The 24,683-nt window shown below is 68.2% G+C and carries 27 protein-coding genes and 1 tRNA gene; 21 read left to right on the forward strand and 7 right to left on the reverse strand.

The genetic code is table 11. The features are described from left to right. The first annotated feature begins 8 nt into the window (after positions 1–8). The 18 genes from FG323_RS04415 (at position 9) to FG323_RS04500 (ending at position 16,081) form a co-directional block, all read left to right on the forward strand. Positions 9–686: a TetR/AcrR family transcriptional regulator gene (locus FG323_RS04415; RefSeq protein WP_141453219.1), complete on the forward strand. Its 678-nt coding sequence runs from the start codon at positions 9–11 to the stop codon at positions 684–686. A gap of 181 nt (positions 687–867) precedes the next feature. After that, on the forward strand, positions 868–1,926 hold the full coding sequence (locus FG323_RS04420) for a DmsE family decaheme c-type cytochrome (RefSeq protein ID WP_141453220.1): 1,059 nt from the start codon (positions 868–870) through the stop codon (positions 1,924–1,926). Between the two features lie 13 nt (positions 1,927–1,939). Then, entirely contained in the window at positions 1,940–4,471 is a 2,532-nt protein-coding gene (locus FG323_RS04425) for an MtrB/PioB family outer membrane beta-barrel protein (RefSeq protein ID WP_181444080.1), read from the forward strand. Then, complete coding sequence (locus FG323_RS04430) at positions 4,468–5,292, forward strand: c-type cytochrome (RefSeq protein ID WP_141453222.1); 825 nt, start codon at positions 4,468–4,470, stop codon at positions 5,290–5,292. The genes FG323_RS04425 and FG323_RS04430 overlap by 4 nt, the downstream gene beginning before the upstream one ends. Before the next feature lie 36 nt (positions 5,293–5,328). After that, positions 5,329–5,787: an azurin gene (gene azu / locus FG323_RS04435; RefSeq protein ID WP_141453223.1), complete on the forward strand. Its 459-nt coding sequence runs from the start codon at positions 5,329–5,331 to the stop codon at positions 5,785–5,787. Between the two features lie 140 nt (positions 5,788–5,927). Beyond that, positions 5,928–6,677 (forward strand): heme ABC transporter permease CcmC, encoded by a 750-nt coding sequence (ccmC, locus tag FG323_RS04440; RefSeq protein WP_141453224.1) that lies wholly within the window; start codon positions 5,928–5,930, stop codon positions 6,675–6,677. Beyond that, positions 6,674–6,844, forward strand: a complete 171-nt coding sequence (ccmD, locus tag FG323_RS04445) for a heme exporter protein CcmD (protein ID WP_141453225.1) — start codon at positions 6,674–6,676, stop codon at positions 6,842–6,844. Before ccmC ends, ccmD begins: the two co-directional genes overlap by 4 nt. Next, entirely contained in the window at positions 6,841–7,308 is a 468-nt protein-coding gene (gene ccmE / locus FG323_RS04450) for a cytochrome c maturation protein CcmE (RefSeq protein ID WP_141453226.1), read from the forward strand. Before ccmD ends, ccmE begins: the two co-directional genes overlap by 4 nt. Positions 7,309–7,418: 110 nt before the next feature. Then, positions 7,419–9,353: a heme lyase CcmF/NrfE family subunit gene (locus tag FG323_RS04455; RefSeq protein ID WP_141453227.1), complete on the forward strand. Its 1,935-nt coding sequence runs from the start codon at positions 7,419–7,421 to the stop codon at positions 9,351–9,353. Continuing rightward, the gene (locus FG323_RS04460; protein WP_141453228.1) at positions 9,350–9,943 is read left to right on the forward strand and encodes a DsbE family thiol:disulfide interchange protein; all 594 of its coding nucleotides are present in this window, start codon (positions 9,350–9,352) and stop codon (positions 9,941–9,943) included. Before FG323_RS04455 ends, FG323_RS04460 begins: the two co-directional genes overlap by 4 nt. Then, positions 9,940–10,395 (forward strand): cytochrome c-type biogenesis protein, encoded by a 456-nt coding sequence (locus FG323_RS04465; RefSeq protein ID WP_141453229.1) that lies wholly within the window; start codon positions 9,940–9,942, stop codon positions 10,393–10,395. The genes FG323_RS04460 and FG323_RS04465 overlap by 4 nt, the downstream gene beginning before the upstream one ends. Beyond that, positions 10,395–11,420, forward strand: a complete 1,026-nt coding sequence (locus FG323_RS04470) for a tetratricopeptide repeat protein (protein ID WP_141453230.1) — start codon at positions 10,395–10,397, stop codon at positions 11,418–11,420. The genes FG323_RS04465 and FG323_RS04470 overlap by 1 nt, the downstream gene beginning before the upstream one ends. Positions 11,421–11,463: 43 nt before the next feature. After that, positions 11,464–12,576, forward strand: a complete 1,113-nt coding sequence (locus FG323_RS04475; RefSeq protein ID WP_141453231.1) for a homoserine O-acetyltransferase — start codon at positions 11,464–11,466, stop codon at positions 12,574–12,576. A gap of 73 nt (positions 12,577–12,649) precedes the next feature. Beyond that, a complete protein-coding gene (locus FG323_RS04480; protein WP_141453232.1) occupies positions 12,650–13,240 on the forward strand; it encodes a cysteine dioxygenase family protein in 591 nt (196 codons plus the stop codon). Between the two features lie 43 nt (positions 13,241–13,283). Continuing rightward, a tRNA-Leu gene (locus tag FG323_RS04485) sits at positions 13,284–13,369 on the forward strand. Positions 13,370–13,604: 235 nt separating this feature from the next. Further along, positions 13,605–14,300 (forward strand): TetR/AcrR family transcriptional regulator, encoded by a 696-nt coding sequence (locus tag FG323_RS04490; protein WP_181444081.1) that lies wholly within the window; start codon positions 13,605–13,607, stop codon positions 14,298–14,300. Between the two features lie 48 nt (positions 14,301–14,348). Then, entirely contained in the window at positions 14,349–15,566 is a 1,218-nt protein-coding gene (locus tag FG323_RS04495; RefSeq protein WP_141453233.1) for an FAD-dependent oxidoreductase, read from the forward strand. Between the two features lie 65 nt (positions 15,567–15,631). Further along, a complete protein-coding gene (locus FG323_RS04500) occupies positions 15,632–16,081 on the forward strand; it encodes a hypothetical protein (protein ID WP_141453234.1) in 450 nt (149 codons plus the stop codon). Positions 16,082–16,186: 105 nt separating this feature from the next. Here FG323_RS04500 and FG323_RS04505 read toward each other — a convergent pair whose 3' ends face one another. The 7 genes from FG323_RS04505 to FG323_RS04535 all read right to left on the reverse strand — a co-directional run bounded on the left by FG323_RS04505 (position 16,187) and on the right by FG323_RS04535 (position 22,362). Continuing rightward, positions 16,187–16,603, reverse strand: a complete 417-nt coding sequence (locus FG323_RS04505; protein ID WP_141453275.1) for a hypothetical protein — start codon at positions 16,601–16,603, stop codon at positions 16,187–16,189. Between the two features lie 53 nt (positions 16,604–16,656). Continuing rightward, the gene (locus FG323_RS04510; RefSeq protein WP_141453235.1) at positions 16,657–16,860 is read right to left on the reverse strand and encodes a PspC domain-containing protein; all 204 of its coding nucleotides are present in this window, start codon (positions 16,858–16,860) and stop codon (positions 16,657–16,659) included. 40 nt (positions 16,861–16,900) lie between these two features. Beyond that, on the reverse strand, positions 16,901–17,290 hold the full coding sequence (locus FG323_RS04515; protein WP_181444082.1) for a DUF5329 domain-containing protein: 390 nt from the start codon (positions 17,288–17,290) through the stop codon (positions 16,901–16,903). Between the two features lie 104 nt (positions 17,291–17,394). Then, positions 17,395–18,462 carry a class III poly(R)-hydroxyalkanoic acid synthase subunit PhaC gene (locus tag FG323_RS04520; protein ID WP_141453236.1) on the reverse strand — a complete coding sequence of 356 codons (1,068 nt, stop codon included), beginning with the start codon at positions 18,460–18,462 and terminating at the stop codon, positions 17,395–17,397. Continuing rightward, positions 18,459–19,757: a class III poly(R)-hydroxyalkanoic acid synthase subunit PhaE gene (phaE, locus tag FG323_RS04525; RefSeq protein WP_141453237.1), complete on the reverse strand. Its 1,299-nt coding sequence runs from the start codon at positions 19,755–19,757 to the stop codon at positions 18,459–18,461. Before phaE ends, FG323_RS04520 begins: the two co-directional genes overlap by 4 nt. Positions 19,758–19,810: 53 nt before the next feature. After that, entirely contained in the window at positions 19,811–20,407 is a 597-nt protein-coding gene (locus FG323_RS04530) for a CDP-alcohol phosphatidyltransferase family protein (protein ID WP_181444087.1), read from the reverse strand. A gap of 128 nt (positions 20,408–20,535) precedes the next feature. After that, positions 20,536–22,362, reverse strand: coding sequence for a D-(-)-3-hydroxybutyrate oligomer hydrolase (locus FG323_RS04535; protein ID WP_255470018.1), 1,827 nt, complete (start codon positions 22,360–22,362; stop codon positions 20,536–20,538). A 126-nt stretch (positions 22,363–22,488) separates the two neighbouring features. Here FG323_RS04535 and FG323_RS04540 point away from each other — a divergent pair, with 126 nt between their 5' ends. The 3 genes from FG323_RS04540 to FG323_RS04550 all read left to right on the forward strand — a co-directional run bounded on the left by FG323_RS04540 (position 22,489) and on the right by FG323_RS04550 (position 24,520). Then, positions 22,489–23,253, forward strand: coding sequence for a 3-hydroxybutyrate dehydrogenase (locus FG323_RS04540; RefSeq protein ID WP_141453239.1), 765 nt, complete (start codon positions 22,489–22,491; stop codon positions 23,251–23,253). A 127-nt stretch (positions 23,254–23,380) separates the two neighbouring features. Further along, a complete protein-coding gene (locus FG323_RS04545) occupies positions 23,381–24,046 on the forward strand; it encodes a response regulator transcription factor (RefSeq protein ID WP_141453240.1) in 666 nt (221 codons plus the stop codon). Positions 24,047–24,058: 12 nt separating this feature from the next. Further along, positions 24,059–24,520 (forward strand): GNAT family N-acetyltransferase, encoded by a 462-nt coding sequence (locus FG323_RS04550; protein WP_141453241.1) that lies wholly within the window; start codon positions 24,059–24,061, stop codon positions 24,518–24,520. Positions 24,521–24,683: the final 163 nt, after the last annotated feature.

The raw sequence follows: 24,683 nt of genomic DNA on the forward strand, positions 1-24,683 counted from the left end.
ACGCCGCCATGACGGATTTTCCCGAACCGCCGCCGTATCCGTCCGACAAGTCCGCGCGCCCGCGCACCGATGTCTCGGGACGGATCGAACTGCGCATCGAAAGGTTCATCGAGGCGGCCACCGAGGTGTTCCTCGAAAAGGGCTACCGCAATGCACGGCTGAACGACGTGGTCGCGCGCTCGGGGGGCTCGCTGTCCACGCTCTACAACGCGTTCGGCGACAAGCACGGCCTGGCGCTGGCGATCATGAAGCGCAGCATCGCCGCCTTCGGCGAAGGCCTGGAAATGCTGTACCGCTCCGACCTGCCGCCCGAACAGGCACTGCCGCTGGCCGCCGAGCGCATGGTCGAGGAAATCCTGTCGCCGGGCCGCATCGTCACCCACCGCATCGTGGTCGGCGAAGGCCTGTGCTTTCCCGAATTGCGCGACTGGTTCATGGAGCACGGCGTGACGCCGGCCGAGCGCCTGCTTACCCAGTACTTCGAACGCGAGAAACTGAGCGGCCGGCTGATCCTGGAGCACCCTGCCATCGTCGCGGACCGCTTCTACATGATGGTATTCGGCGGCGTGATCCTGCGCTCGGTCAACGGCCGCATCGGCGTGGCCGACAAGCCGCGGGTGAAGGTGGAGGCCCGCGAAGCGGTGTCGATTTTCCTGGAAGGCGTCCTGCCCCGCCCGCACGCCTGATCCGGCGGCATACCGGCCGAAAATCCCCCCATCGCGTCCCGCCAGCCAACGGGGTCGCGCGCCATCCAATGCTGCACCGCAGCTTGATCTCCATCACGCATTCACTCAGCGTTTATCGTAATGAACGTTACAAGCCCTGCGGCTAGCCAGCCTTGGCAAGCCAGGCGCAAGGGAGAACAGGATGCGGCGCGCATTGTTGGGTCTGATGTTTGTCCTGGCCGCGGCGGCCATGCTCGGAGCGAGCTGGCTGGCGCCGGTGATGGCGCAGAGCGCCCCGGCCGGTTTTGATCCCTCGAAACTCCCCGCCACCCATTTCGGCAGCCAGGACGGCACGGCCCACCATTTCGCCGACGCGCCGGGTTTCGCCTTCGCCACCGTGCCGGCCAATCCGTTGCAACCGACCGCCAAGCCGATCGGCGAGGCGACCTGCACGGCCTGCCACGGCAAGGAACAGGCCAACTTCGCCCACAGCGTGCATGCACTCGGCATGCAGGCCGCGCAGCAGGCCAATCCGGCCACCCCGACCTGCGAGGCCTGCCATGGTCCCGGTTCGGCGCACGCCCAGAACCCGACCGCCAAGGGCAGCATCATCGCCTTCACCCACGATGGCGGCACCCCGGTGTCGGCGCAGACCGGCAGTTGCCTGGGCTGCCACGCCGGCGGTCCGCGCGACAGCTGGCTGGGCTCGGTGCACCAGCGCAACGATCTGTCGTGCAGCGATTGCCACAACCCCATGGCGCGCCTGTCCGCCGAAGGACTAACCGCGCGCCAGTCGGTCAGCGAGACCTGCGCGACCTGCCACAAGGACGTCCGCCAGCAGTTCAACCGCCGCTCGCACATGCCGCTGCCGGAAGGCGAGATGACCTGTGCCGATTGCCACAATCCGCATGGCACCCTCAACGCCTCGTTGCTCAAGACCGACACCGTCAACGAGACCTGCTACCAGTGCCACGCCGAAAAGCGCGGCCCGTTCCTGTTCGAACACGCGCCGGTGCGCGAAAGCTGCCTGAACTGCCACACCCCGCACGGATCCAACCAGCACGCGCTGCTGGTGGCGCCGGTGCCGATGCTGTGCCAGCAGTGCCACTCGCACACGCGCCACCCGAATGATCTGCTGACCAGCGCGTCGCTGGGCACCGGTCCCGCGCCGGACGAACGCCTGATGGGACGCGGCTGCCTGACCTGCCACGCGCAGATCCACGGCTCCAACCACCCGTCCGGTCCCCGTCTCCACAAGTAGCGGAGGGAGCATGATGGTCTCGACGTTCCGCACGCTCCGGTTGCCGCAAGTGGCCGCGCTGGCCATGGCGCTGTCGTTGGCCGCCACCGCGCAGGCCCAGGACAGCGGCCTGGGTACCGACCTGCATTTCGGCAATGCGCTGGACACCAGCGGCATGCATGGCATCGGCTGCGATGCCGACGGCATGAGCTGGCTGCGCGCCGGTTCCCGGCGCACGCCGACCGGTTTCCTGTATCCCTGCGCGCCCGCGTGGCCCGAGCTGAAACCGCACGGCGAATGGGCCTACGAAGGCAGCGTGGGTTTGGGTTACCTGCACGTGTCCGGCGACGAACGCGCGACCCAGTGGCGCCGCTTCAACGATTTCGATGATGGCGTGATGGTGGATGCACGCTTCCGCCTGCAACGCGCCAGCGACGGCAGCTACCTGGATTTCCGTGCCAGCCGCATCAACGAGCACAACCAGTTCTATCGCGCGGTGTTCGGCCGCGCCGGCAAGTTCCGCGTACAGGCCTTCGTGCGCACCCAGCCCAACGTGACCAGTGGCAACGCGCGTTCGATCTGGAACGGCGTCGGCGGCCAGCACCTCACCCTCGCCGGTGGCCTGACGCCCGCCGCCAGCACTCCGGCGCAGGTGGCCGCGGTGGCGGGCGCGCAGCCGGAGCGCTTCCTGCGCGTGGTCCGCGACAAGCAGGGCGTGGGCATCAACTATTTCCTCAATCCACGCTGGGCGGCCTACTTCAACGCCAGCCACGAACAGCGCGAAGGCGCGCGTCCGTTCGGCGGGCCGTTCTTCTTCAACTACCCGTTCCCGGCCAACGGCGGCATCTACGAGATCCCGCGCCCGATCGACGACAGTACGGTGAACGTCAACGGCGGCGTGCGCTTCACCGGCAACCTGTGGCGGATGGATGTCAGCTATACCGGTTCGTTCTTCCGCAACCGCTTCAACGGCTACGACTACCAGGTACCGTTCGGCCTGTACTCGGTCGTGCCGGGGGTGACCCCGCCACAGCGCACCAGTGGCGAGTTCGCCTACGAGCCGGACAACGACTACCACCAGTTGCGCGCGGTGTTCACCCGCAAGCTGCCGTGGAATGGCGAACTGACCTTCAACACATCGCTGGGCACGATGCGCCAGAACGAACGCCTGCTGGCGCCGATGAACTGCCAGGGCCAGTTCGGCCTGCCTATCGGGCCGGGCTTCCTGTTCGACTGCGCCGACTGGAACACCCCGGATGCGCTGTCGCGCAAGACCGCCGATCTCGGCATCGACACCCAGCGCCTGGACGTGCGCGCGGTGTTCCAGCCGCGTACCACGCTGACCGTGCGCGGGCAGGCCAAGTACTACCGCGAGGACTATGACGGCACCTACCAGGCCTACAACCCGCTCACCGGCCAGTGGGGCTATGTGGCCGAGAACGGTTCGCAGGGCAGCGTGGTTCCCGGCGAAATGGGCGTGTGGGATCCACTGCTCGCGCCCTCGGTGATCACCCGGGTGCGCAACCTGCCGCTGGACAAGGAAACCCGGGAGGTTTCGATGGGCCTGGACTGGCGCCCGACCCAGCGCAACACGCTGGGCGTGACCTACACCCACACCGCCATCGAGCGCGCCCATCGCGAAGTCGCCACCACCCGCGACGACAGCCTGCGCCTGACCTGGAACAACCGCGCCCGCGAATGGCTGACCCTGCGCGCCAACTACACCTACCTGGATCGCAGCGGCAGCCGCTATTTCTACGATCCCTACGAATTCACCTTCTCCACGGATCTGCCCGGCTTCGTCGAGCCGGCCGGCGGCGTGCCCGCGCATACGGTGTCGGCGCTGCGCAAGTACGACCTCGCCAGCCGTACCCAGCACAAGCTGGATCTGATGGCGACGTTCATCCTGCCGCGTGAAATGACCCTCTATGCGTCGGTGCGCGGCGAGCGCAACGACTACGACGCCGAACTGGGCCGGCAGGACTACGACACACGCGGCGCCAGCCTGCAATGGGAATGGCAGCCCGCCACCACCACCGTGGCCAGCGCATGGCTGGGTTACGACCGCTCGGATCTGGGTATCGCCAACGTCAACGACGCGGCGCTGACGCCGGATCCGACGCTGGGCGGCCCCACTTACCCGCATGCCAACCGCTGGTGGATCGACGATCGCCAGCGCAACCGTTACGCCGGCATCAATCTCAACCAGGCTATCGGCCGCGCCCAACTGGACGTCGCGTGGAACTGGACCGACTCGCGCGGCACCACCCGCTACCGCTTCGCCTCGCACGGCGCGCTGGCCAATCCGGCGCTGGCGGCCTCGGCCGATGGCCGCTATCCGCCGATGATCTACCGGGTCAATGCGCTGTCGGTGGGGCTGAGCTTCCCGCTCAACGCACGAACCCGCATGCGTGTGTTCGACACCTACGAGCGTGGCCGGCTGTCGGACTGGCACTACCTGGGTTTCGACGAGGCGCGCGTGTTCGACCATCGCGTCTATACCGATGGCGGCCCCGGCGACTACCGGGTCAATCTGGTTGGCGTGAGCCTGGAGGTGTCGCTATGAACCCGCCCACCGGCACCGGCCTGTTCACCGCCATCGTGTTCGCGCTGGGTGTGGCGGCGCTGGCCGGCACGAGCGAATCGGTCGCGCAGGATCCCGCTGCGGAGACATCCACGGAAAATGCACAGGCCGGCACCGCGCCGGCCGAGCCCACCGCGACCGTAGCGCCTGCCGCCATGCCGCCCGCATACCGTGACCTGCGCCGGATCACCCGCCTTCGCGGCGACCCGGCGGCCGGCAAGGCCAAATCCGAACTGTGCGCGGCCTGCCACGGCGCCGCCGGCATTTCGATTGCGCCGAACTTTCCCAACCTGGCCGGCCAGCGCGCCGAGTACCTGTACTGGGAACTGGTCGAATACCAGAGCGGCGCGATGCCGGAATCGGCGATGACGCCGCTGGCCGCCAGCCTGAACGACCAGGACATGCGCGATCTGGCCCTGTACTACGCCAGCCTGCCCGCCGGCCGCGCGCCCGCGCAGGAAGAAGCGCCGGCACCGGATACGGCCCTGCTGGAACGGGGCCGGCAGTTGTTCATGGAAGGCGACCCCGGCAAAGGACTGCCACCCTGCCAGGGCTGCCACGGCGCCGACGCCGGCGGCCACCCGCTGGCCACGCGCGACGATCGCGATGGCCATGCGCCGTGGTCGGCGTATCCTTCGCTGCGTGGACAGAACGCGATCTACCTGCAGGTGCGCCTGAATGCCTTCCGCACCGCCCAGCTCCATCATTCGACCAACGATTTCGTGATGGGCGGCGTCGGCCAGCGACTGGACGACGACACCATCTCCGCCCTGTCGGCCTGGCTGGCCGCGCAGGGTCCCTGAACCACCCGTCCCAACCCCACGTTCCGGAGAATTTCCATGAACCACCGCCTTGCCTCCTGCCTTGCCCTGCTCGCCCTGGCCGCCTCGCCGCTGGCCGCCCGCGCCGCCACCTGCTCGGTCAACCTGGAGGGCAACGACGCGATGAAGTACAACCTGTCCAACATCGACGTCAGCAAGAGCTGCACCACCTTCACCATCAACCTCAAGCACACCGGCAAGCTGGCCAAGAACGTCATGGGCCACAACGTGGTCGTCGCCAAGACCGCCGACATCGCCGGCATCGACACCGACGGCATCAAGGCCGGGCTGGCCGCCGACTACATCAAGGCCGGCGACGCCCGCGTCATCGCCCACAGCAAGGTGGTCGGCGGCGGCGAAAGCACCTCGGTTCAGATTCCGGTCGCCAAGCTCGCCGGCACCGGACCGTTCTCGTTTTTCTGCAGCTTCCCCGGCCATTCGGCGCTGATGAAGGGCACCTTGACCCTCAAGCCTTGACCGGGGTCAAGACAGACGGGGCCCCGCGCGGTTGGCGCGGCGGCCCCAAGTCTGGGAAAATGGGGTGATTTCACAGAACAGAGCTGCGGAGCGGGCCAGGGTGGCGCGCTCCATCGACCGCGAGCGATGAAACACCTTCCATGAATCCCCTCGTCCGCTGGTTCCACCAACTCGGTTCGCCGCCCTATTTCGATCGCTTCGCCGCCCGCTGGACGCCCTGGTGCTACCTGGCGGCGATCGTGCTGTTCGGTTTCGGCCTGTGGCAGGCGCTGTTCGTCGTGCCTGCCGATTACCAGCAGAGCGACAGTTTCCGCATCCTCTACATCCACGTGCCCTCGGCCTGGATGAGCCTGTTCGTGTTCGGCCTGATGGCGTTCTATGCCGCCATCGCGCTGATCTGGCGGATCAAGCTGTGCGAGATCCTGGCCATGGCCTGCGCGCCGATCGGCGCCGGCTTCACCGTCATCACCCTGGCGACCGGCTCCATCTGGGGCAAGCCGATGTGGGGCACGTGGTGGGACTGGGATCCGCGCCTGACCACCGAACTGATCCTGCTGTTCCTGTACCTGGGCGTGATGGGCCTGTACAACGCCATCGATGACCGCCGCGCCGCCGCGCGCGCCGCCGGCCTGCTGTCGATTGTCGGCGTGGCGCTGCTGCCGATCATCCGCTACTCGGTGGTGTGGTGGAATTCGCTGCACCAGGGCCAGACCATCAGCCTGATGGGCGGCTCGCGGATGGACCCGAGCATGATGCTGCCGCTGTGGCTGATGGTGGCGGCCACCAAATTCTGGTTCGCCGGCTCGCTGCTGGCCCGGGCCCGCGCGGACAACCTACGTCGCGAGTCGGGCAAGGACTGGGTCGCCCGACTGGCCGGAACCAAACCATGAACTACCTGTCCTATGTCGTCGGCGCCTACGCCGTGTTCGCCATCGTGCTGTTGTGGGACTTCATCGCCCCGCGCCTGCAGATCCGCCGCGAACTGCGTGCCGCCCGCCTGCGCGCCGCGCGCGAAGCCCGCGCCGCCGCGCCCTCGCCGATGGAGTTGAACCGATGAATCCCGTCCGCCGCCGCCGCCTGATCTGGGTGCTGCTGCTGGTACTCGCCGCCGGCGTCGCCGCCTCGCTGATCGCGATGGCCCTGCAGCGCAACGTCGCCTACCTGTACACCCCGGCCGAAGTGCTGCGCGGCGAAGCCGGCGAACATGCGCGCTTCCGCCTGGGCGGCATGGTCGAAAAGGGTTCGTTCAAGCGCGAAACCGGCTCGCTGCAGGCGCACTTCCGGGTCACCGACGGCGACGCCCAGTTGCCGGTGGTCTACGACCGCATCCTGCCGGACCTGTTCCGCGAGGGCCAGGCGGTGGTGGCGACCGGTTCGATGAAGGACGGCGTGTTCGTGGCCGAGGACGTGCTGGCCAAGCACGACGAGACCTACATGCCCAAGGAAGTGGCCGACAAGATGGGCAAGGCGCACCGGAAACACGACGTGCCGGCCGCCCCCGCGACGGGGTCGGCGAATTGAGCCAACCCGCGCCTCGACCCGGCACGCGCGAGGGCCCGTGCGTTTCCACCACCGCGTTGCAGCCCCGGCTGCGGGCATTCCACTTCCCTTTCCACGGACCCCGCTGAGCCATGCTGCCTGAACTCGGTCAAGTCACCCTGATCCTGGCACTGCTGGTGTCCCTGCTGCAGGCGATCCTGCCGCTGGCCGGCGCGCATCGCGGCAAGGCGGCGTGGATGGCGGTGGCGCGCCCGGCGGCCTATGGCCAGCTGTTCCTGCTGCTGGCGGCGTTCGTGGTCCTCACCGTGGCTTTCGTCACCCAGGATTTTTCGGTCAAGTACGTGGCGGAGAATTCCAACTCGCTGCTGCCGATGATGTACCGCTATTCCGCGGTATGGGGCGCGCACGAAGGCTCGCTGCTGCTGTGGGTGCTGGTACTCGGCATCTGGACCGCCGCGGTCGCCGAGTTCTCCCGCCACCTGCCGGAAACCGTGGTCGCGCGGGTGCTGGGCGTGATGGGCGTGGTCAGCGTCGGCTTCCTGGCCTTCCTGATCTTCACCTCCAATCCGTTCGCGCGGCTGCTGCCGGCGCCGCTGGAAGGGCGCGATCTGAATCCGCTGCTGCAGGATCCGGGCCTCATCATCCACCCGCCGATGCTCTATACCGGCTACGTCGGCTTCGTGGTGCCGTTCGCGTTCGCCATCGCCGCGTTGCTGGACGGTCACATCGACGCGCGCTGGCTGCGCTGGACCCGTCCCTGGACCAACGTGGCCTGGGCGTTCCTGACCCTGGGCATCGCGCTGGGCAGCTGGTGGGCCTATTACGAACTGGGCTGGGGCGGCTGGTGGTTCTGGGATCCGGTCGAGAACGCCAGCTTCATGCCGTGGCTGGCCGGCGCGGCGCTGCTGCATTCGCAGGCCGTCACCGAGAAGCGCGGCAGCTTCGGCGGCTGGACCCTGCTGCTGGCGATCGCCACCTTCTCGCTGTCGCTGCTGGGCACCTTCCTGGTCCGCTCGGGCGTGCTGACCAGCGTGCATGCGTTCGCCGCGGATCCTTCGCGCGGCCTGTTCATCCTGATCTTCCTCGGCGCGGTGGTCGGCGGTTCGCTGGTGCTGTACGTGCTGCGCGCACCGCGCATCGCCGGCGGCGCCTTCGTCGCCAGTTCGCGTGAAACCCTGCTGCTGGCCAACAACGTGCTGCTGGCCGCGGCCTGCGGCATGGTCCTGCTGGGCACCTTGTATCCGTTGCTGGCCGACGCGCTGGAACTGGGCAAGATCTCGGTGGGTCCGCCCTACTTCGGCCTGCTGTTCGTGGTGCTGATGACGCCGCTGGTGATGCTGCTGCCGTTCGGTCCGCTGACCAAGTGGCAGAAGGATCAGCCGCGCAAGCCGCTGGCGATGCTGGTGCCGTGGCTGGTGGCGGCGCTGGTGCTGGGCGCCATCGCCTACTTCATGGCGCCGCAGGGACCGCTGAAGACCGCGGCCGGTGTTGCCGCCGGTGCGTGGGTGGCGCTGGGCACGCTGCGTTTCGTGTGGACCCGGCTGCGCGCCAACGGCAAGTTCACCCCGGAAATGCTGGGCATGGTGCTGGCGCACTTCGGCATCGCCGTGTTCCTGATTGGCGCGCTGCTGGTGGAAGCGCAGAACGTGCAGCGCGAACTGGCGATGAAGCCCGGCCAGACCATCGAGCTGGCCGGCTACGGCTTCCGCTTCGAGGGCGTGGAGGAAACCCGCGGCCCCAACTACCTGTCCGACCTCGGACACGTGCAGGTGCTGCGTGGCGACAAGCCGCTGGTGCGGCTGAATCCGGAAAAGCGCGCCTACGCCAGCGGCGGCCAGGTGATGACCGAGGCCGGCATCCGGCCCAGCCTGTTCGGCGATGTCTACGTGGCCCTGGGTGAACACCTGGGCGATGGCGCGTGGGCGGTACGCGTGCACATCAAGCCCTTCGTGCGCTGGATCTGGCTGGGTGCCCTGCTGATGGCGCTGGGCGCGTTCGTCACCGCCACCGATCGGCGTTTCCGCCGCAAACCCGAAGCGCCCAGACCCGAGGCCCAACCGGCATGAATACCCCTTCCGACAATCCCGGCCAGAACAAGTCGCGCGGCGCGCTGGTGTTCGCCGCGGTCATCATCGGCCTGTTCTTCGTCGGCCTGATGGGCCTGCTCGCCTATGGCGTCAAGCAATCCGGCCGCGCGGATCGGGAAGCCCTGCCCTCGCCGCTGATCGGCAAGCCGGCGCCCGCCTTCGATCTGCCGCTGCTGCACGATCCGGCCACCCGCATCGACAACGCCGATCTGGCCGGCGCGCCCTACGTGATGAACGTGTGGGGCAGTTGGTGCCCGGAATGCCGGGTCGAGCATCCGGTGCTGACCAAGTTCGCGCTGACCAAGCGCGTGCGCTTCATCGGCTACAACCTCAAGGACGAACGCGGCGAAGCGCTGCGCTGGCTGGAGCAGTTCGGCAATCCCTACGTACTGGTGATTGCCGACGAGGACGGCCGCGCGGCGATCGACTGGGGCATCTACGGCGCGCCGGAAACCTTCCTGGTCGACGCCAAGGGCATCGTGCGCTGGAAGCATGTCGGCGCGGTCACCGACGAGATCATCGCCAAAGAACTGATCCCGGCGCTGGAAAAGGCGGAAGCGCAGCAATGACCGCCCTGTCCCGTCACCTGCGCGCGCTGACACTGGCGCTGCTGCTCGGCGTCGCCGGTCCCGGGTTCGCCCAGGCCAGCGATCCGACCCCGCTGCAATTCAACGACAACGCCGAGGAAACCCGCTTCCACCGGCTCACCGCCGAACTGCGCTGCGTGATGTGCCAGAACCAGTCGCTGGCCGATTCCAACGCGCAGATCGCGCACGACCTGCGCCGCGAGGTGCTGGACCTGATGCGCCAGGGCAAGTCGGATGCCGAAATCAAGCGGTTCCTGGTGGATCGCTACGGCGAATTCGTGCTGTACAAGCCGGAGATGTCGCCCGGCACCTGGTTGCTGTGGTTCGGGCCGGTGCTGCTGGTGATCGCCGGTGGCGTGGTGGTGCTGCGCATCGTCAGGCGCAGGAGTGGCGGTCGCGACATCGCCGAAGCCGACGACAACCAGGAGTGGTGATGACCGCTTTTTCCGCCATCGCGGCGCTGTTGACCCTGCTCGTCCTGGTGGGCGTGCTTTGGCCCCTGTGGCGCTCTTCGCGCCGGCTGTTCGTGGGCGCGGTGGCGACCCTGGGCATCGGCACCCTGGCGCTGTACCGGCTGCTGGGTACGCCCGCGGCCATCGAAATGCCCGCCACGATGCCGGAAGCGGCCATGCCCGCCAGCCTGGACGACGCGGTCAAACAGCTGGAAGCCGAACTCAAGCGCAATCCCAACGAACCCGAGGGTTGGCGCCTGCTCGGCCGCTCCTACCTGAGCATGGAGCGCTACGTTGAAGCGCGCACGGCTTTCGAGACCGCGCTCAAGCTGGCCCCGGACGACGCCAACCTGCTGGTCGAAAACGCGCAGGCCCGCCTGTACGCAAGCCCGGACAAGCAGCTCGACGCACAGGCGGTCGGCCTGCTGCAGCGCGCGTTGAGCATCGAACCGCAGCACCAGCGCGCGCGCTGGTTCCTCGGCGTGTCGCAGCGCCAGCAGGGCCAGCCGGCCGAGGCCGCGCGCACCTGGGAACCGCTGCTGGCGCAGGTCGACGGCGGCACCGCCACCACCCTGCGTACCCAGATCAACCAGGCCCGCGCCGAAGCCGGGCTGGAGCCGCTGCCCGAACCCGCCGCGGCCCCGGCCGTGGCCAGTGGCAAGACGCTGCTGCGGGTCAGCGTGGACATCGCGCCGGAACTGAAGGCGCAGCTGAGCGGCGGCGAGACCCTGTTCGTGTTCGCCCGCCAGGCCGGCGGACCGCCGATGCCGGTGGCCGCCAAGCGGGTGCCGGCCACCTCGTTCCCGATCACCCTGGAACTGGGCGACGGCGACAGCCCGATGCCGACCCTCAAGCTCTCGCAGGTCGCCAAGGTCGAACTGGGCGCGCGGGTCTCCCGCGCCGGCGACGTGATGGCCAAATCCGGCGATCTGGAAGCGGTGGCGGTGCCTGCCGAAGTGGGCGCCGCCGATGCCTATTCGTTGCGGATCCAGCGCGTCGTGGAATGAGCGGCACCGGCCCGCGCCGGCAGCCGCAGGCTAAACTTGCGGGATGACCGAATTCATCCCGCCCGGCACGCGCTTCCACGCACTGCCCTCGCCCTTCCCGATGAAACGCGGCGGCGCCCTGCACGGCGCGCGCATCGCCTATGAAACCTGGGGCCGGCTCAATGCCGCCGGCGACAACGCCATCCTGATCGTCACCGGCCTGTCGCCGGACGCGCACGCCGCACGCAACGAAGGCAACGACGAGGAAGGCTGGTGGGAAGCGATGCTCGGGCCGGGCAAGCCGATCGATACGGATCGCTGGTTCGTGATCTGCGTGAACTCGCTGGGAAGCTGCAAGGGTTCGACCGGTCCGGCCTCGATCAATCCGGCCAGCGGCGAACTCTACCGGCTGGATTTCCCGGAACTGTCGATCGAGGACGGCGCCAATGCCGCCCATGCGGTGGTGCAGGCACTGGGCATCGGGCAACTGGCCTGCATCATCGGCAACTCGATGGGCGGCATGACCGCGCTGGCCTACCTGCTGCTGCATCCCGGCAGCGCGCGCGCGCACATCAACATCTCCGGCAGCGCCCAGGCCCTGCCCTTCTCCATCGCCATCCGTTCCCTGCAACGCGAGGCGATCCGCCTGGACCCGGCATGGAACCAGGGCCACTACGACGACGAGCGCTATCCCGAATCCGGCATGCGCATGGCCCGCAAACTGGGGGTCATCACCTATCGCTCGGCGCTGGAGTGGGATGGCCGCTTCGGCCGGGTGCGACTGGAATCGGACCGCCCGGACGAGGATCCGTTCGGGCTGGAATTCCAGGTGGAAAGCTATCTGGAAGGCCATGCGCGCCGTTTCGTGCGCCGTTTCGACCCCAACTGCTATCTCTACCTGAGCCGTTCGATGGACTGGTTCGACCTGGCCGAGTACGCCAGCGGCGACGTGATGCAGGGCCTGGCGCGGATCCGGGTGGAGCGGGCGCTGGCGATCGGTGCGGTGACCGACATCCTGTTCCCGCTCCAGCAGCAGGAACAGATTGCCCAGGGACTGGCGCGGGGCGGTGCGCGCGCGGAGTTCGTGCCGCTGGAATCGCCGCAGGGCCACGACGCCTTCCTGGTGGATTTCGCCCGGTTCGGCCCGGCGGTGGCCGGTTTCCTGGCGGCGCTCTGAGGCGTCGCCATACCGTCGCGACCGGGACCCGCCCGGACTAGAATGGCGGCACCACTATTCCCGGGTGCCTTCCATGTCCCTCGATTTTCCCGGCCACGATCGGCTGGTCGCCACGCTCGACGCCGCCGTCGCGCTGGGCGACGATCGCGCCATCACCGATGCGCTGCGCAAGTCGCTGTGCGAACTGATCCGCGACGAATCGGTCACCCTGCCCGGCTGCGTGCTGGAGCCCATCGCCGACCACTACGCGCGGCGCGAGCTGTACACCAGCCCCGAGTACGGCTACAGCGTCATCGCCATGACCTGGGGTCCGGGCCAGGGCACCAAGATCCATGACCACTCCGGCATGTGGTGCGTGGAAGGCGTCTGGCGGGGTCGTCTGGAAATCACCCAGTACGAGTTGGCCGAACACGACGACGAGCGCTACCGCTTCGTCGCCGCCGGCACCATCGAGGCCGGCACCGGCTCGGCCGGCAGCCTGATTCCGCCCCACGAATACCACACCATCCGCAACCCCAGCGACGACGCCATCGCCGTGTCCCTGCACGTCTACCAGCGCACCATGGTCCGCTGCGGCATCTACACGCCGGAAGCCGACGCCAGCGGCGCGGAAGGCTGGCAGCGCCGCGGCGAGCGCCTGCTCGGCACCGACCGCGTGGTCTGACGGGCTGTCCGGGCCCGCGGGCCTCGGCTATACTCGCTCCGTTGCCGAAGTGGCGGAATGGTAGACGCAGCGGACTCAAAATCCGCCGCCCTTAAAAGCGTGTGGGTTCGAGTCCCACCTTCGGCACCAGACCCGGAAGAGGCCCGACGAAAGTCGGGCCTCTTTTTTTGTCCCGGATTTGGACCGTTAGAAAATTGATGTTGGGAAAGTGGCCAAAGGTGTGCTATACCTGAATCGTCACAGTACGAGCAGAACAGATGCGCGTCATTCATGCCAAATGGCAGTTGACAAACGGGGAGCGCATTCAGGTGAGAACCATTCCATCGGCCCTTCGGGACGCCCAGCCAACCTGCCGGTACCGCCAGTGAGCAATTCGACCGATTTCCGTGGCACCGTTTCTTCCCGCTCTGTGAATTCCAGCGCATTCCTGCGCAGCCGCCGCAACGTCGAACTGTGCAAACGGGGCGAGATGCGGGCCGAACGCTTCCTGGACGCCGCCACCGAGGTCTTCGCCGAGAAAGGCTACCAGCACGCCAAGCTGAGCGAAATCGTCGCCCGCGCCGGCGGCTCCCTGGCGACCCTGTACCGGATCTTCGGCGACAAGGAGGGGCTGGCCTACGCCATCCTGGAACGCCGCCTGGAGAACCATGTCGGCATCCTCAACGACATGAATTTCTCCGATCTGCCGCCGGAGCAGGCGCTGCGCGAAGTCGCCATCCGCATCGCCGATTCGATGGTCAAGGCGGAATCGCGGGTGGTCTACCGCATCGTGATTGGCGAGGGCGAGTCGTTCCCCGCCCTGCGCGACTGGTTCTTCGAGCATGCCGTGGCCGAGACCCGCGGCATCCTGACCCGTTTCTTCCAGCAGGAAATGGACAACGGCCACCTGAAGCTGGCCTCGGCCGAGGCGGCCGCCACCCAGTTCTACATGATGATGTTCGGCAACCTGATCATCCGGGTCGCCAGCGGCTATCTGGACAAGCTCGATCCCGCCTCGCTGCGCGAGCAGGCCGTGGCCAACGTCGACCTGTTCCTGCAGGGTGCGTTGCCGCGCGGATAATCCCGTGGCCGTCCCGGTGATCCAGGTGGTGCCGGCATCCCCTTCGCGATGGACCTGAAGAGCGGTTATCCCTACTGGGCCATCAAGAATGGCCTGCTGAACCCCTTTCCCGCGCTGACCGGCGATCTCGCCTGCGAGGTCGCAGTCATCGGTGGCGGCATCACCGGCGCGCTGATCGCCGATCACCTGCAGGCGGCCGGGCATGAGGTCGCGGTCATCGAGCAGGGCGAAATCGGCTGGGGCAGCACCGCCGCCAGCACCGCTCTGCTCCAGTACGAAATCGACACCCACCTGCTCGATCTCGCGCAGCGCGTGGGCGCACAGGACGCCGCACTGGCCTATCTGGGCTGCGCGCAGGCCCTGGATCAGCTGCGCGAGCTGGCTACCGGGATTCGCGACATCGGGTTCGCCTGGACGGACAGCCTGTACCTGGCGACCCGTCGCCGGGAACGCGACGGATTGGCTGAGGAAGCCGCAGCCAGGCGTCGGTTGGGGTTGCGGGTCGACTACCTGGATTCGGGCGACTTGGCCGAACGGTTCGGGATATCGCGACCCGCCGCCCTGCTGAGCCACCAGGCCGCCCGCGTGGATCCCTACCGCATGGCCCATCGCCTGCTCCAGCGCCTGCAGGCGCGCGGTGCCTCTGTCCACGGGCACACCCCGATCGTCGATCTCCAGCCACAGGCGCGCTCGGTGCGGCTGCGAACCGGACAGGGCGGTTGGATCCGCGCCCGCCACGCCATCCTCGCCACCGGCTATGCGGCGCAGCAGTGGCTGCGCGTGCGCGTGGCGCGCAACCACAGCAGCTACGCCTTCGTCAGCGATCCGATCGCACCCGAGGCCCTTGGCTTTCTCGAACGCACCGTGCTGTGGGAAACCGCCCGTCCCTATCTGTACCTGCGCGCGACACCGGACCACCGGATCATCGTCGGCGGCGAGGATGACCGCATCGACATTCCGGCACGACGGGACGCGCGGGTGATGAAGAAGGCGCGGGCGCTGGGCGGCAAGCTGGGCGAACTGCTGCCACATCTCCAGTGCGATCCGGCGTTCGCCTGGGCAGGCACCTTCGCCGAGACCCCGGATGGGTTGCCGTTCTTCGGCCCCCATCCGCAGTATGGCCCGCGCGTGCATTTCGCGATGGCCTACGGCGGAAACGGCATCACCTACAGCCGGATCGGCGCGGACCTGCTGCTGGCCGCCCTCGAACGGCGCCGGCATCCATTGGCGGAATTGTTCTCGTTCGCTCGCCTCGCGCGATCCTGATCCGATTTCATCCGGCGACGACGCCACCGCGCGTAGGTTCGAACCTCCCATCCCGGAGCATTCCAATGCCACGAGGAGAGAAGAGCGCCTACAGCGATCGGCAGAAGCGCAAGGCCGAGCACATCGAGGAAAGCGAGCGCGAGCAGGGTCGTTCCGAAGAGGACGCCGAGCGCATCGCCTGGGCCACGGTCAACAAGCAGGAAGGCGGGGGCGCGAAAAAGAAGAGCGCCCGCAAGACCACCAGGAAGGCCGCGAAGAAAACCGCGCGGAAGGCGCCTCGCAAGACCGCGGAGAAAGCCGCGAAGAAAGCCACAAAGAAGACCGCGCGCAAGGCGGCCGGGAAAACCCCGAAGAAAGCGGCGAAGAAGGCACCTCGCAAGGCCGCCAAGAAGGCGGCAAGGAAGACCACCCGCAAGACGGCGAAGAAAACGGCACGCAAATCCGCGCGGAAAAGCCCCCGCAAGGCCGCGAAGAAAACCACCCGCCATTCGAATGGACGTACCCGCGGGGATTGAATGCGTCCGCCCGGGGGACGGCAAGGAGCGTCCGTTCGCCGCATCGCGGTACCGGACCCTTCGCATTCCCGCAGGAAGCCACGCCCCCCGAACCGGCGTGGGGACCTATCGCTTCGCGGGTTCCCCACCCGGCCACCAACCGCGTCCGGTCAGCGCGTAGCGGTCGGCGGCGCGTTCGAACGGGTTGCGCACGCTGACCCCGCCGCACAGCAGGTAGATCGGCAGGAACAGTGGCCCCAGCACCATGTACTGGAACACGTGCGCGCGCTCGTGGTCGCCCAGCCGGATCGGCGGATGCTCGCAGTGGCCGGCGCGCTGCTCGTAGGTGATGCAGGTGGAATCCAGGCTGTCGCCGGTATGCAGGATGGTGTTGCCGAAGGTGATCGCGCCACCCGGGCCCCACGGCCAGTGGTGGAATACCAGCGCGCAGTCGCGCCGGCTCCAGCGCGCGCGCGCGCCGAATGCCAGTCCCAGGCTCCCCGCCAGCAGGCCGACCAGCGTGTTCGGCAAGGCCCAGAGCATGCCCAGCCCGCGCAACGCGGGCAGCCAGACGGGCGGCGTTCGCGCCCGCTCGTTCAATCCGCCTCGTTGGGCATCAGCAGCCACAGGATGAGATAGACCAGGATGCCGGGGAACGCGGCCGAGGCGATCGAGACAATCACGAACACGGCGCGCAGCAGGGTGGCATTCCAGCCGAACCGGTGCGCGATGCCGCCCATCACCCCCGCGAGCATGCGGTCGTTCAGTGACCGGGCCAGTGGTTTGGACGCGGTGTTCATGGTGATCGGCTCCCCACAGTCGTCGCGGCCAGTCTAGCGCTCAGCGCGGCGGCGCACCTGAACCACGCAGCGCCTTCAGCCGCGCCAGGAACCAGGCGCCCGCGTCGGTCTCGGGCTGGCCCGGACAGCGCACCCGGTAGGCACGTCCGCTCAGGCTGCTCTTGCTGGCGGCACGCTCGATGAACTGTTCGGCCGTATCCACCAGATCCCGCTTGAGCAGGTAGTCGTACTTGCGCCGCAGGTGCGCCCGAGCATCGGTCCGTCCATACCACTTGCCGTTGCGCTGGAACTCGCACGCGGAGTTGGACAATCCATCCATCAATTGGGTGATCTCGCGCCGGGCCTGTTCGCCAGGCGCCGCCGACGCGGTCACCGCCAGCGAGGCCAGGCCGATACCGCACGCGAATGAAACAAGAATTCCCTTGCGCATGTTGGTGTCCCGTACTCAGTCCAGGTCGCGCAGCCTAGGCGATGGCCGGTTAACCGATCGCAACCGCGGGCGGCATGCCACCGCTCGCGGCCCCCGCCTCGCAGCTATGCGCGCTGCGCCAGCCACTGGTGGATCGCGCCGGGCACCTCGCGCTGCGCGCGGCTGGAGACGTAGATACCGATGTGGCCACCCTTGAAACTCAGTTCGGTGTAGTCCTCGGTACCGACCAGATCCCGCAGCGCGCGCGAGGCGTTCGGCGGCACCAGATGATCCTGTTCGGCATAGATGTTCAGTACCGGCATGTCGACGTCGCCCAGATGCACTTCCTCGCCATCGATATCGATGCCGCCATTGACGAAGCCGTTGCCCTGGTAGAACTGCTTGATGAACTGGCGGAACGCCTCGCCGGCCAGATCCGGTGAATCGAAGATCCACTTCTCCATCCGCAGGAAATCCTCCAGGCCCTTGCGATCGTCCAGTACGTCGACCAGGCCGACGTACTTCTGCAGGTTCAACCGGAACGGCTTCAGCATCAGGTAGCAGGCATTCATCATGTCGGCCGGCACGTTGCCGATCGCATCGACGAACAAATCCACGTCCATCTCGCGTGTCCAGTGCGAGAGCATGTTGTCCGGAGTATGGAAATCCACCGGCGTGACCATGGTGATCAGGTTGCGCACCCGCTCCGGATGCAACGCCGAATAGCATAGCGAGAACGCGCCGCCCTGGCAGATGCCCAGCACGTTGATCGCCGGGAGGCCATGCTGCCGGCACAGATGCTCGACCGCGCCGTCGATGAAGCGGTTGATGTAGTCGCCCAGGGTCAGGAAGCGGTCCGAACGATCCGGATAGCCCCAATCCAGCACGTAGACGTCCTCGCCGAGCGCCAGCAATCCCTTCACCAGCGAGCGGTCCTCCTGCAGATCGACCATGTAGGGACGATTGACCAGCGCGTAGACGATCAGCAGCGGCACTTTCGCGGTGGGCGCCTTGGGACCGACGAACCGGTACAGCACCGCCCGGCCGTCACGCCAGACTTCCTGGCGCGGGGTGGCGCCGTAGTCGACGTCCTCCACCTGCGGCAGGGTCTGCAACCCGGCGGCCAGCTTCTGCTGCGCCTGCAGCGTTTCCTGGGCGAGTTCGTCGACGCTGATGTTCAGGGGACCGTTCACTTGCGCCCTCCCTGCCCGCGCTTGCCCTTGCCGCGTCCGGCGGTGGCGCCGCCGTCATGGGCATTGCGTGCCACCCAATCCTTCATCGACACCACTTCGCCGTCGCCGCCGCGTGCGGCACGGACCGGAGTCTTCTCCGCCGGTTTTGCCGCCTTCGTGGTGCGAGACGACTTCATCGTCTTCGCAGCCTTCACTGCCTTGGCCGGCTTTGCGCCGCTGGCGCCACCGGCGCTCTTCGCGGCCGTCGCGGTTGCCGCCCGGGGGGCGCGGGAAGGCTTCGCACCGCCGCGCGGTTTCGCCGGGCGCGCGGCGCGGGTGGCCGGAGCCTCCTGTGCGCGGCGTCCTTCACCGCCGGCACGCGATGCCTGCCGGCGCGCGGGCTGCGCCGCGTCGCGCGGATCCAGCGCGTCGTCGCGGCGGCTCATCCGGCGCAGTTGGCGTTCGAGTTCGGCGATCTTGCGGTGCGCCGAATCCACCTCGGTGCGGCCAGGCATGCCCAGGGCCACGCAGACCTGTTCGATTTCCGTCTGCACGCCCAGGCGCAAGCGCATCTGGGCATTGGTCAGATGGCCATAGACATGGCGGAATTCCGGCGACAGCGCCACTTCCGCATAAGCCTGTTCGGCGGCATCGATCCACAGGTCGAACAACGCGCGCGCGCTGGTGATCTGCTGGCCGGGCTCGGCACGCGCCTCGAGCAGGGCTTCGAACCGTTCGAACGCCAGCACGGCGACCTTCAGCATTACCCGCTCGTACTCGCCCAGCGCCTGCTGGTAATCCTGCTGGGCCTGCGCCAGCGCCTGCCAGCGCTCCTGGTGTTCACGCGCCGGACCGAACGCGGGCAGATGCAGCCAGCGCTCGTTCTCGCGGCGCAGGTTGTCCATGTACGGCGATACCTGCCGGTACCAGTGTTCGAAACCGCCCGCGCCGCCGCCTTGCAGGCCACGGAAGAAATCCATCCACGGCCCCTGCCCGGCATCCATGCCCAGTGCCTGCTTCCAGGCCGCCGTCACGTCGCCGGCGCCGGCGTTCTGGCCGGCGAACCGCGCGGCCACCTGCTGCATGAGGCCATACCAGTCAGCGCTTTGCTGGCGGAACCGGTGCATCGCATCCTCGGCGGGACCGCGTCCGCCGGGCATCAGCCGGCTCCACCAGTCCAGCGCCTGCGTCCAGCCCGGCGCCGGTGCCGGCGCGGACGCGCCGGAAGCCTGCCGCAGGGCGTCGCCCCACAGATTCCAGAACTGGCGGGCCATCGCTTCGAAGTCGCCCGCGCCCGGTGGTACATGCTCGGCCATAAGTCCTCCTGTGCCCCGATTCTAGCCGCGCGCGGCGACGCGCGGGTGACGGTTCAGGGCTTGGGGATGCGCAGGGTCTTGCTGATCATCAGCGTGCCGGAGACGGCATACAGCAGCACCAGCGGATGCAACAGCCACGGTCCCAGCCGCCAGCCACCCAGCCACAGCGCCTCGCCGATGTGGCCCAGGTAGGCCGCTACCGCCAGCACCATCACCAGCACCAGGCTGGTGGGAATCGGCGTGCCCTCGAAGTACTTCACCTTGTCGTCGCCGCCCGCCAGCGCTTCGGCGGTGACGTTGTAGCGCGCCAGCCGGCTGACGCCGCAGGCGACGAAATACGACAGCACCAGCCAGTCCCAGCCGCCCTGCATGCCGCAGGCGTAAGCGAGCGCGGCCGGGGCGACGCCGAAGGAAATCACGTCGGCCAGCGAATCCAGCTCGCGCCCCAGCACCGATGCCTGCTTGCGCCAGCGTGCCACCCGGCCGTCCAGCGCGTCGAAAATGAAAGCCAGGGGAATCAGCGCCATGCCAATCATCAGATCGCGGATCACCCCGTCCTGGAGAAAGCGCATCGCCGCGAAGATCGCGCCGGTCCCGCAGAACGCGTTGCCCAGCGTGAACCAGTCCGCAAGCTGGAAATCGCGAAGCATCGAAAAATGGCGGGACACGGAAACACCCGGAAATGGCCAGCCGACAGGTTAGCCCAATCGCGCCGGAGACGGTGTCCTGGCCATCGCTGCGCCCCGCCCGAACCGGGCGGGGTCGCGGACGCCCGATGTCAGGGCGATGACGGCAACGCCAACTGTGCCGCGTCGAGCCGGCCGGCACCGCGGCCACGGGCCTCGATGACCCGATCCGCGGATGCGCGCGCCTGCCCGTCCAACTGCGCCGACACCTGGTCCAGCGCGGCGTACACGTGCGGTAGCAGCGGTGCATAGCGGGCCGCGTACGCCGGCAGCGCCAGGAAGCCATCGAAATGCTGTGCGTTGCGGACCTGCCAGTACGCCACCTCGCGGCCGGCTGCCTTCGCCTGCGCCACATAGGGCGCGCTGCTGAAGGCCGGCGGCACCAGACCGTCGTCGCTGCCATGCACCACGATCACAGGCAGGCCCGCGCGCGGCGGCTGCGCGCGCAGTTCGGCGATGCCGCGCTGCACGCGCCGCGCCGCCTCGTCCTGGCCGTCGTTGAGCGCGCGCAGGCATTGCAGGCCCGACAGGGTGAAATCGGGCGCGGCCAGGCGGGTGTCGACGATGCCCACGCCGGCGCCCGGCGGAATGCCACTGCCGTCGGCCCACCACGCCGCGCGCTCGCTGGCGGTGGCGGCGCGCGCGCTGGAATCGGGATTCAACGCCGCGAAGGAGAATCCGCAGGGATGCGCGCCGACGCCATGGCGCCCGTAGGCGGAGGCGTAGGTGACCGCAATCGCGCGCCACAGGTCGAAACCCACGCTCAGCGCGCCGGCGGTCAGCGCCTGATCGGTCCAGCCGTGTTCGCGCAGCTTCGCGTGGGCCGAACGCGCCTGCGCGGCCAGGTCGGCGCCCTCGATCAGGCCGGCCGCCTTCAGCGAGGCGCAGCGCGCCTGCCACAGCGGTTCGGCCTGCGCGCGCAGCGGCGGCTGCGGCAGGCTGTCGGCCGGCAGCGCGAGCAGCGCGCACGGCATCAGCAGCGCCGCCTCGGTGGTGTAGTCGTACAGCGAACGCGCGCCGGGACCGTTCGTGTGGATGTTGGGTTCGCCCGCCACCACCGCGTCCAGCCAGTCGCCGTCCAGTTCGGCGGCGCGCAGCACCGCACCGCCGCCATTGGAGATGCCGACCGCGATCACCCGGGTATTGTCGAAACGGAACGGCGCGGCCTGCGGAAACGCGCGATCCAGCGCGGCCAGCGCGAAGTCCGCGGCCTGCTTGACGTGCCGCCCCCAGTCCGCTTCGGGATTGTCCTGCGAATGGGCGTGCTTGATCGCCACGCCCGAGGCACCGACCGGCGCGTCGGGGACGAACGCCAGCGGTTCGCCCAGCGCGCCGCCGCTGCCGTCCTCGCGCATGCCGGTCTGCGTGTCCAGATCGAAATAGTCGGTGCCGGCGCCCTTGTCGGTGTAGGCGACCGCGCACCCCTTCGGCAGGCCCCAGGCGCCGGCCACCGCGATGGCGCCGTAGACGCCGCGCGAACCCGACGAGGCGGTGACCACCACGCAACGCCGCTTCAGATCGAAACCATCGGGCACCTGCACGAGTACGCGATGCGGCTGCTTCGCGCCGGGCAGCGTCGCCAGCGCGCTGTACTCGCGTCCGGGCACCGCGGCGGTGCTGCCGTAGACCTCGCCGTAGCCGCCGGTGGCGGACAGATCGGCGATGCCGCGCCAATTGTTCCAGAGCGCGCGCCGGCGCAGTTCCGCCGGGGTCGGATGGGCGGTGTCGGCGAAGGCCGGCGGGGTCATCGCCTGCAGGCCGGCCAGGCCCAGGCCGGCAGTCAGCAGATCGTCGCTGCCGCGGTGCTCGGTGACGCGCTGCGGTTCGATCACGGTTTCGTGGGTCATGGTTCGGGTCGGGGAACTGCCGCAGGCGGCCAGCGCCATGGTCAGGGCGGCGGCCAGAGCGATACGCGCCATCGGTAGGATTCCAGGTCCGGGAAATGCGACCAAACTAGTCGCCGCGGCGCTGGCCGTCATCGTACTTTGGTACCACGGGGACCACCGCCATCGGCTGTTAACCTAACACTTTCAGGAGGTTCCCCCATGCAGACCCTTTCGATCCTCGTCACCGGCGCGGCCAGCGGCATCGGCGCCGGCGTCGCCAGCCGGCTGGCCGAAGCCGGCCACCACCTCATCGTCAGCGATCTGGACCCGGCCGCCGCCGAGACCGTCGCCGCCGGCATCCGCGCCGCCGGTGGTTCGGCCGAGTCGGTGGCGCTGGATGTGACCTCCGACGACAGCGTCGCCGTCGCGCTGGCCACGATCTCCCGCCCCGTCGACGTGCTGGTCAACAACGCGGGCCTGCAGCATGTCTCGCCGCTGGAGGAGTTTCCGCTGGGCAAATGGGATTTCCTGATCCAGGTGATGCTGGTCGGCGTGGCGCGGCTGACCCGCGCGGTCCTGCCGGGCATGCGCCAGCGCGGGTTCGGCCGCATCGTCAACATCGGCAGCATCCACGCGCTGGTCGCCAGCCCGTACAAGAGCGCCTACGTCGCCGCCAAGCACGGCCTGGTCGGCTTCTCCAAGGTGATCGCGCTGGAAACCGCCGACACCGACATCACCATCAACACGGTCTGCCCCAGCTACGTGAAGACCCCGCTGGTGGACAAGCAGATCGCCGACCAGGCACGCACGCGCGGCATTCCGGAAGCCGAAGTGGTCAGCCAGATCATGCTCAAGCCGATGCCCAAGGGCGTGTTCATCGAAATGGACGAACTGGCCGGCATCACCGCCTTCCTGTGCTCCCCCGCCGCCCGCAACATGACCGGCCAGACCCTGGTCGTGGACGGCGGCTGGACGGTGCAGTGAAGGCCTGGAATCGAGAATCGGGAATGGGGAGTCGAAAGCGCAAAGAGCTCCGTTCGCCTTGTTTCCGCGCTCGTGGCCGAACGCTTCTACGATTCCCAATTCTCCATTCCCTATTCCCGGCAACCGAATGCCTACCCTGCTGATCGCCGACGACCATCCGCTGTTCCGGGCCGCGCTGCGCGGCGCGGCGGCCGATGCCGTGGCGCGGATGTCGGTGCTGGAGGCCGAATCGCTGGACGGCGTGCTGGCGGCGCTGGACGCGCATGACGATGTGGATCTGGTGCTGCTGGATCTGCACATGCCCGGCAACCACGGGCTGGCCGGGCTGGCCGCGATCCGCGCGCAGTTTCCCGCGGTCGCGGTGATCGTGGTGTCGGCCAACGATGACCCACGGGTGGTCCGGCGCGCGCTGGACCACGGCGCCGCCGGCTACCTGCCCAAGAGCGCGGGGCTGGAGGAACTGCGCGATGCCATCCGCAGCGTGCTCGCCTGCGAGCAATGGCTGCCGCCGGCGCTGCGCGCCACCGTGGCGCGTGCACAATCCTCGCGCCACGACGCCGAACTGGCCGCGCGCCTGGCGAGCCTGTCGCCGCAGCAGTTCCGGGTGCTGACCCTGGTGGCCGAAGGCTTGTTGAACAAGCAGATCGCCGATCGCCTGGACGTGCAGGAGCGGACCATCAAGGCCCACCTGTCGGCGATCTTCGATCGCCTGGGCGTGCGCAACCGCACCCAGGCCAGCGTGATCCTGCGCGAGCTCGAACTCAGCGATCCGGCCCGCCAGATCGAAGCGTGAGACGATTGCGGCATGCAATCCCCGCCTGATGCCCGCATGAACGCCGCTCCCGCCCCCCGCGCCGCCACACCCGACGATGCCGCCGGGATCGCCCGCCTGTCCGGGCAGTTGGGCTATCCCGTCGATGCCGCCTCGATGGCAGCCAGGTTGCAGCAGTTGCTGCCGCGCGACAGCCATTTCATCCGGGTCGCCGCCGATGGCCCGCACCTGCTTGGCTGGATCGCCGCCGAACAACGCCTGACGCTGGAAACCGGCGACAGCTTCGAAATCGTGGGCCTGGTGGTGGACCGCGACGCCCATCGCGGCGGCATCGGTTCGGCGCTGGTCGCCGCGGTCGCGGACTGGGCCCGCTCACGTGGCGGCCCGAGACTGATCGTGCGATCCAACGTGGTTCGCACGGAATCGCATCCGTTCTATGAACGCCTGGGGTTCGCCCGCATCAAGAGCCAGCACGTCTACCGGCGGGATCTCTGACCCGGCAACGGTTCGCGCTCGATTCCAGTCCCCGTCATCCCGGCGAAGGCCTGAATCCATCGACGCGAAATCCGGGCCATGGTCAAGTGGAAAACCCTGGTCATTTTTTCGCCATCCATCTTGACAGGTCCATGGCGCAAGGGCCGCGTGGGCTTATCCACAT

Origin of the sequence: Pseudoxanthomonas sp. z9 (assembly GCF_006542425.1) — a bacterium.
In the GTDB taxonomy this organism is placed as follows: domain Bacteria; phylum Pseudomonadota; class Gammaproteobacteria; order Xanthomonadales; family Xanthomonadaceae; genus Pseudoxanthomonas_A.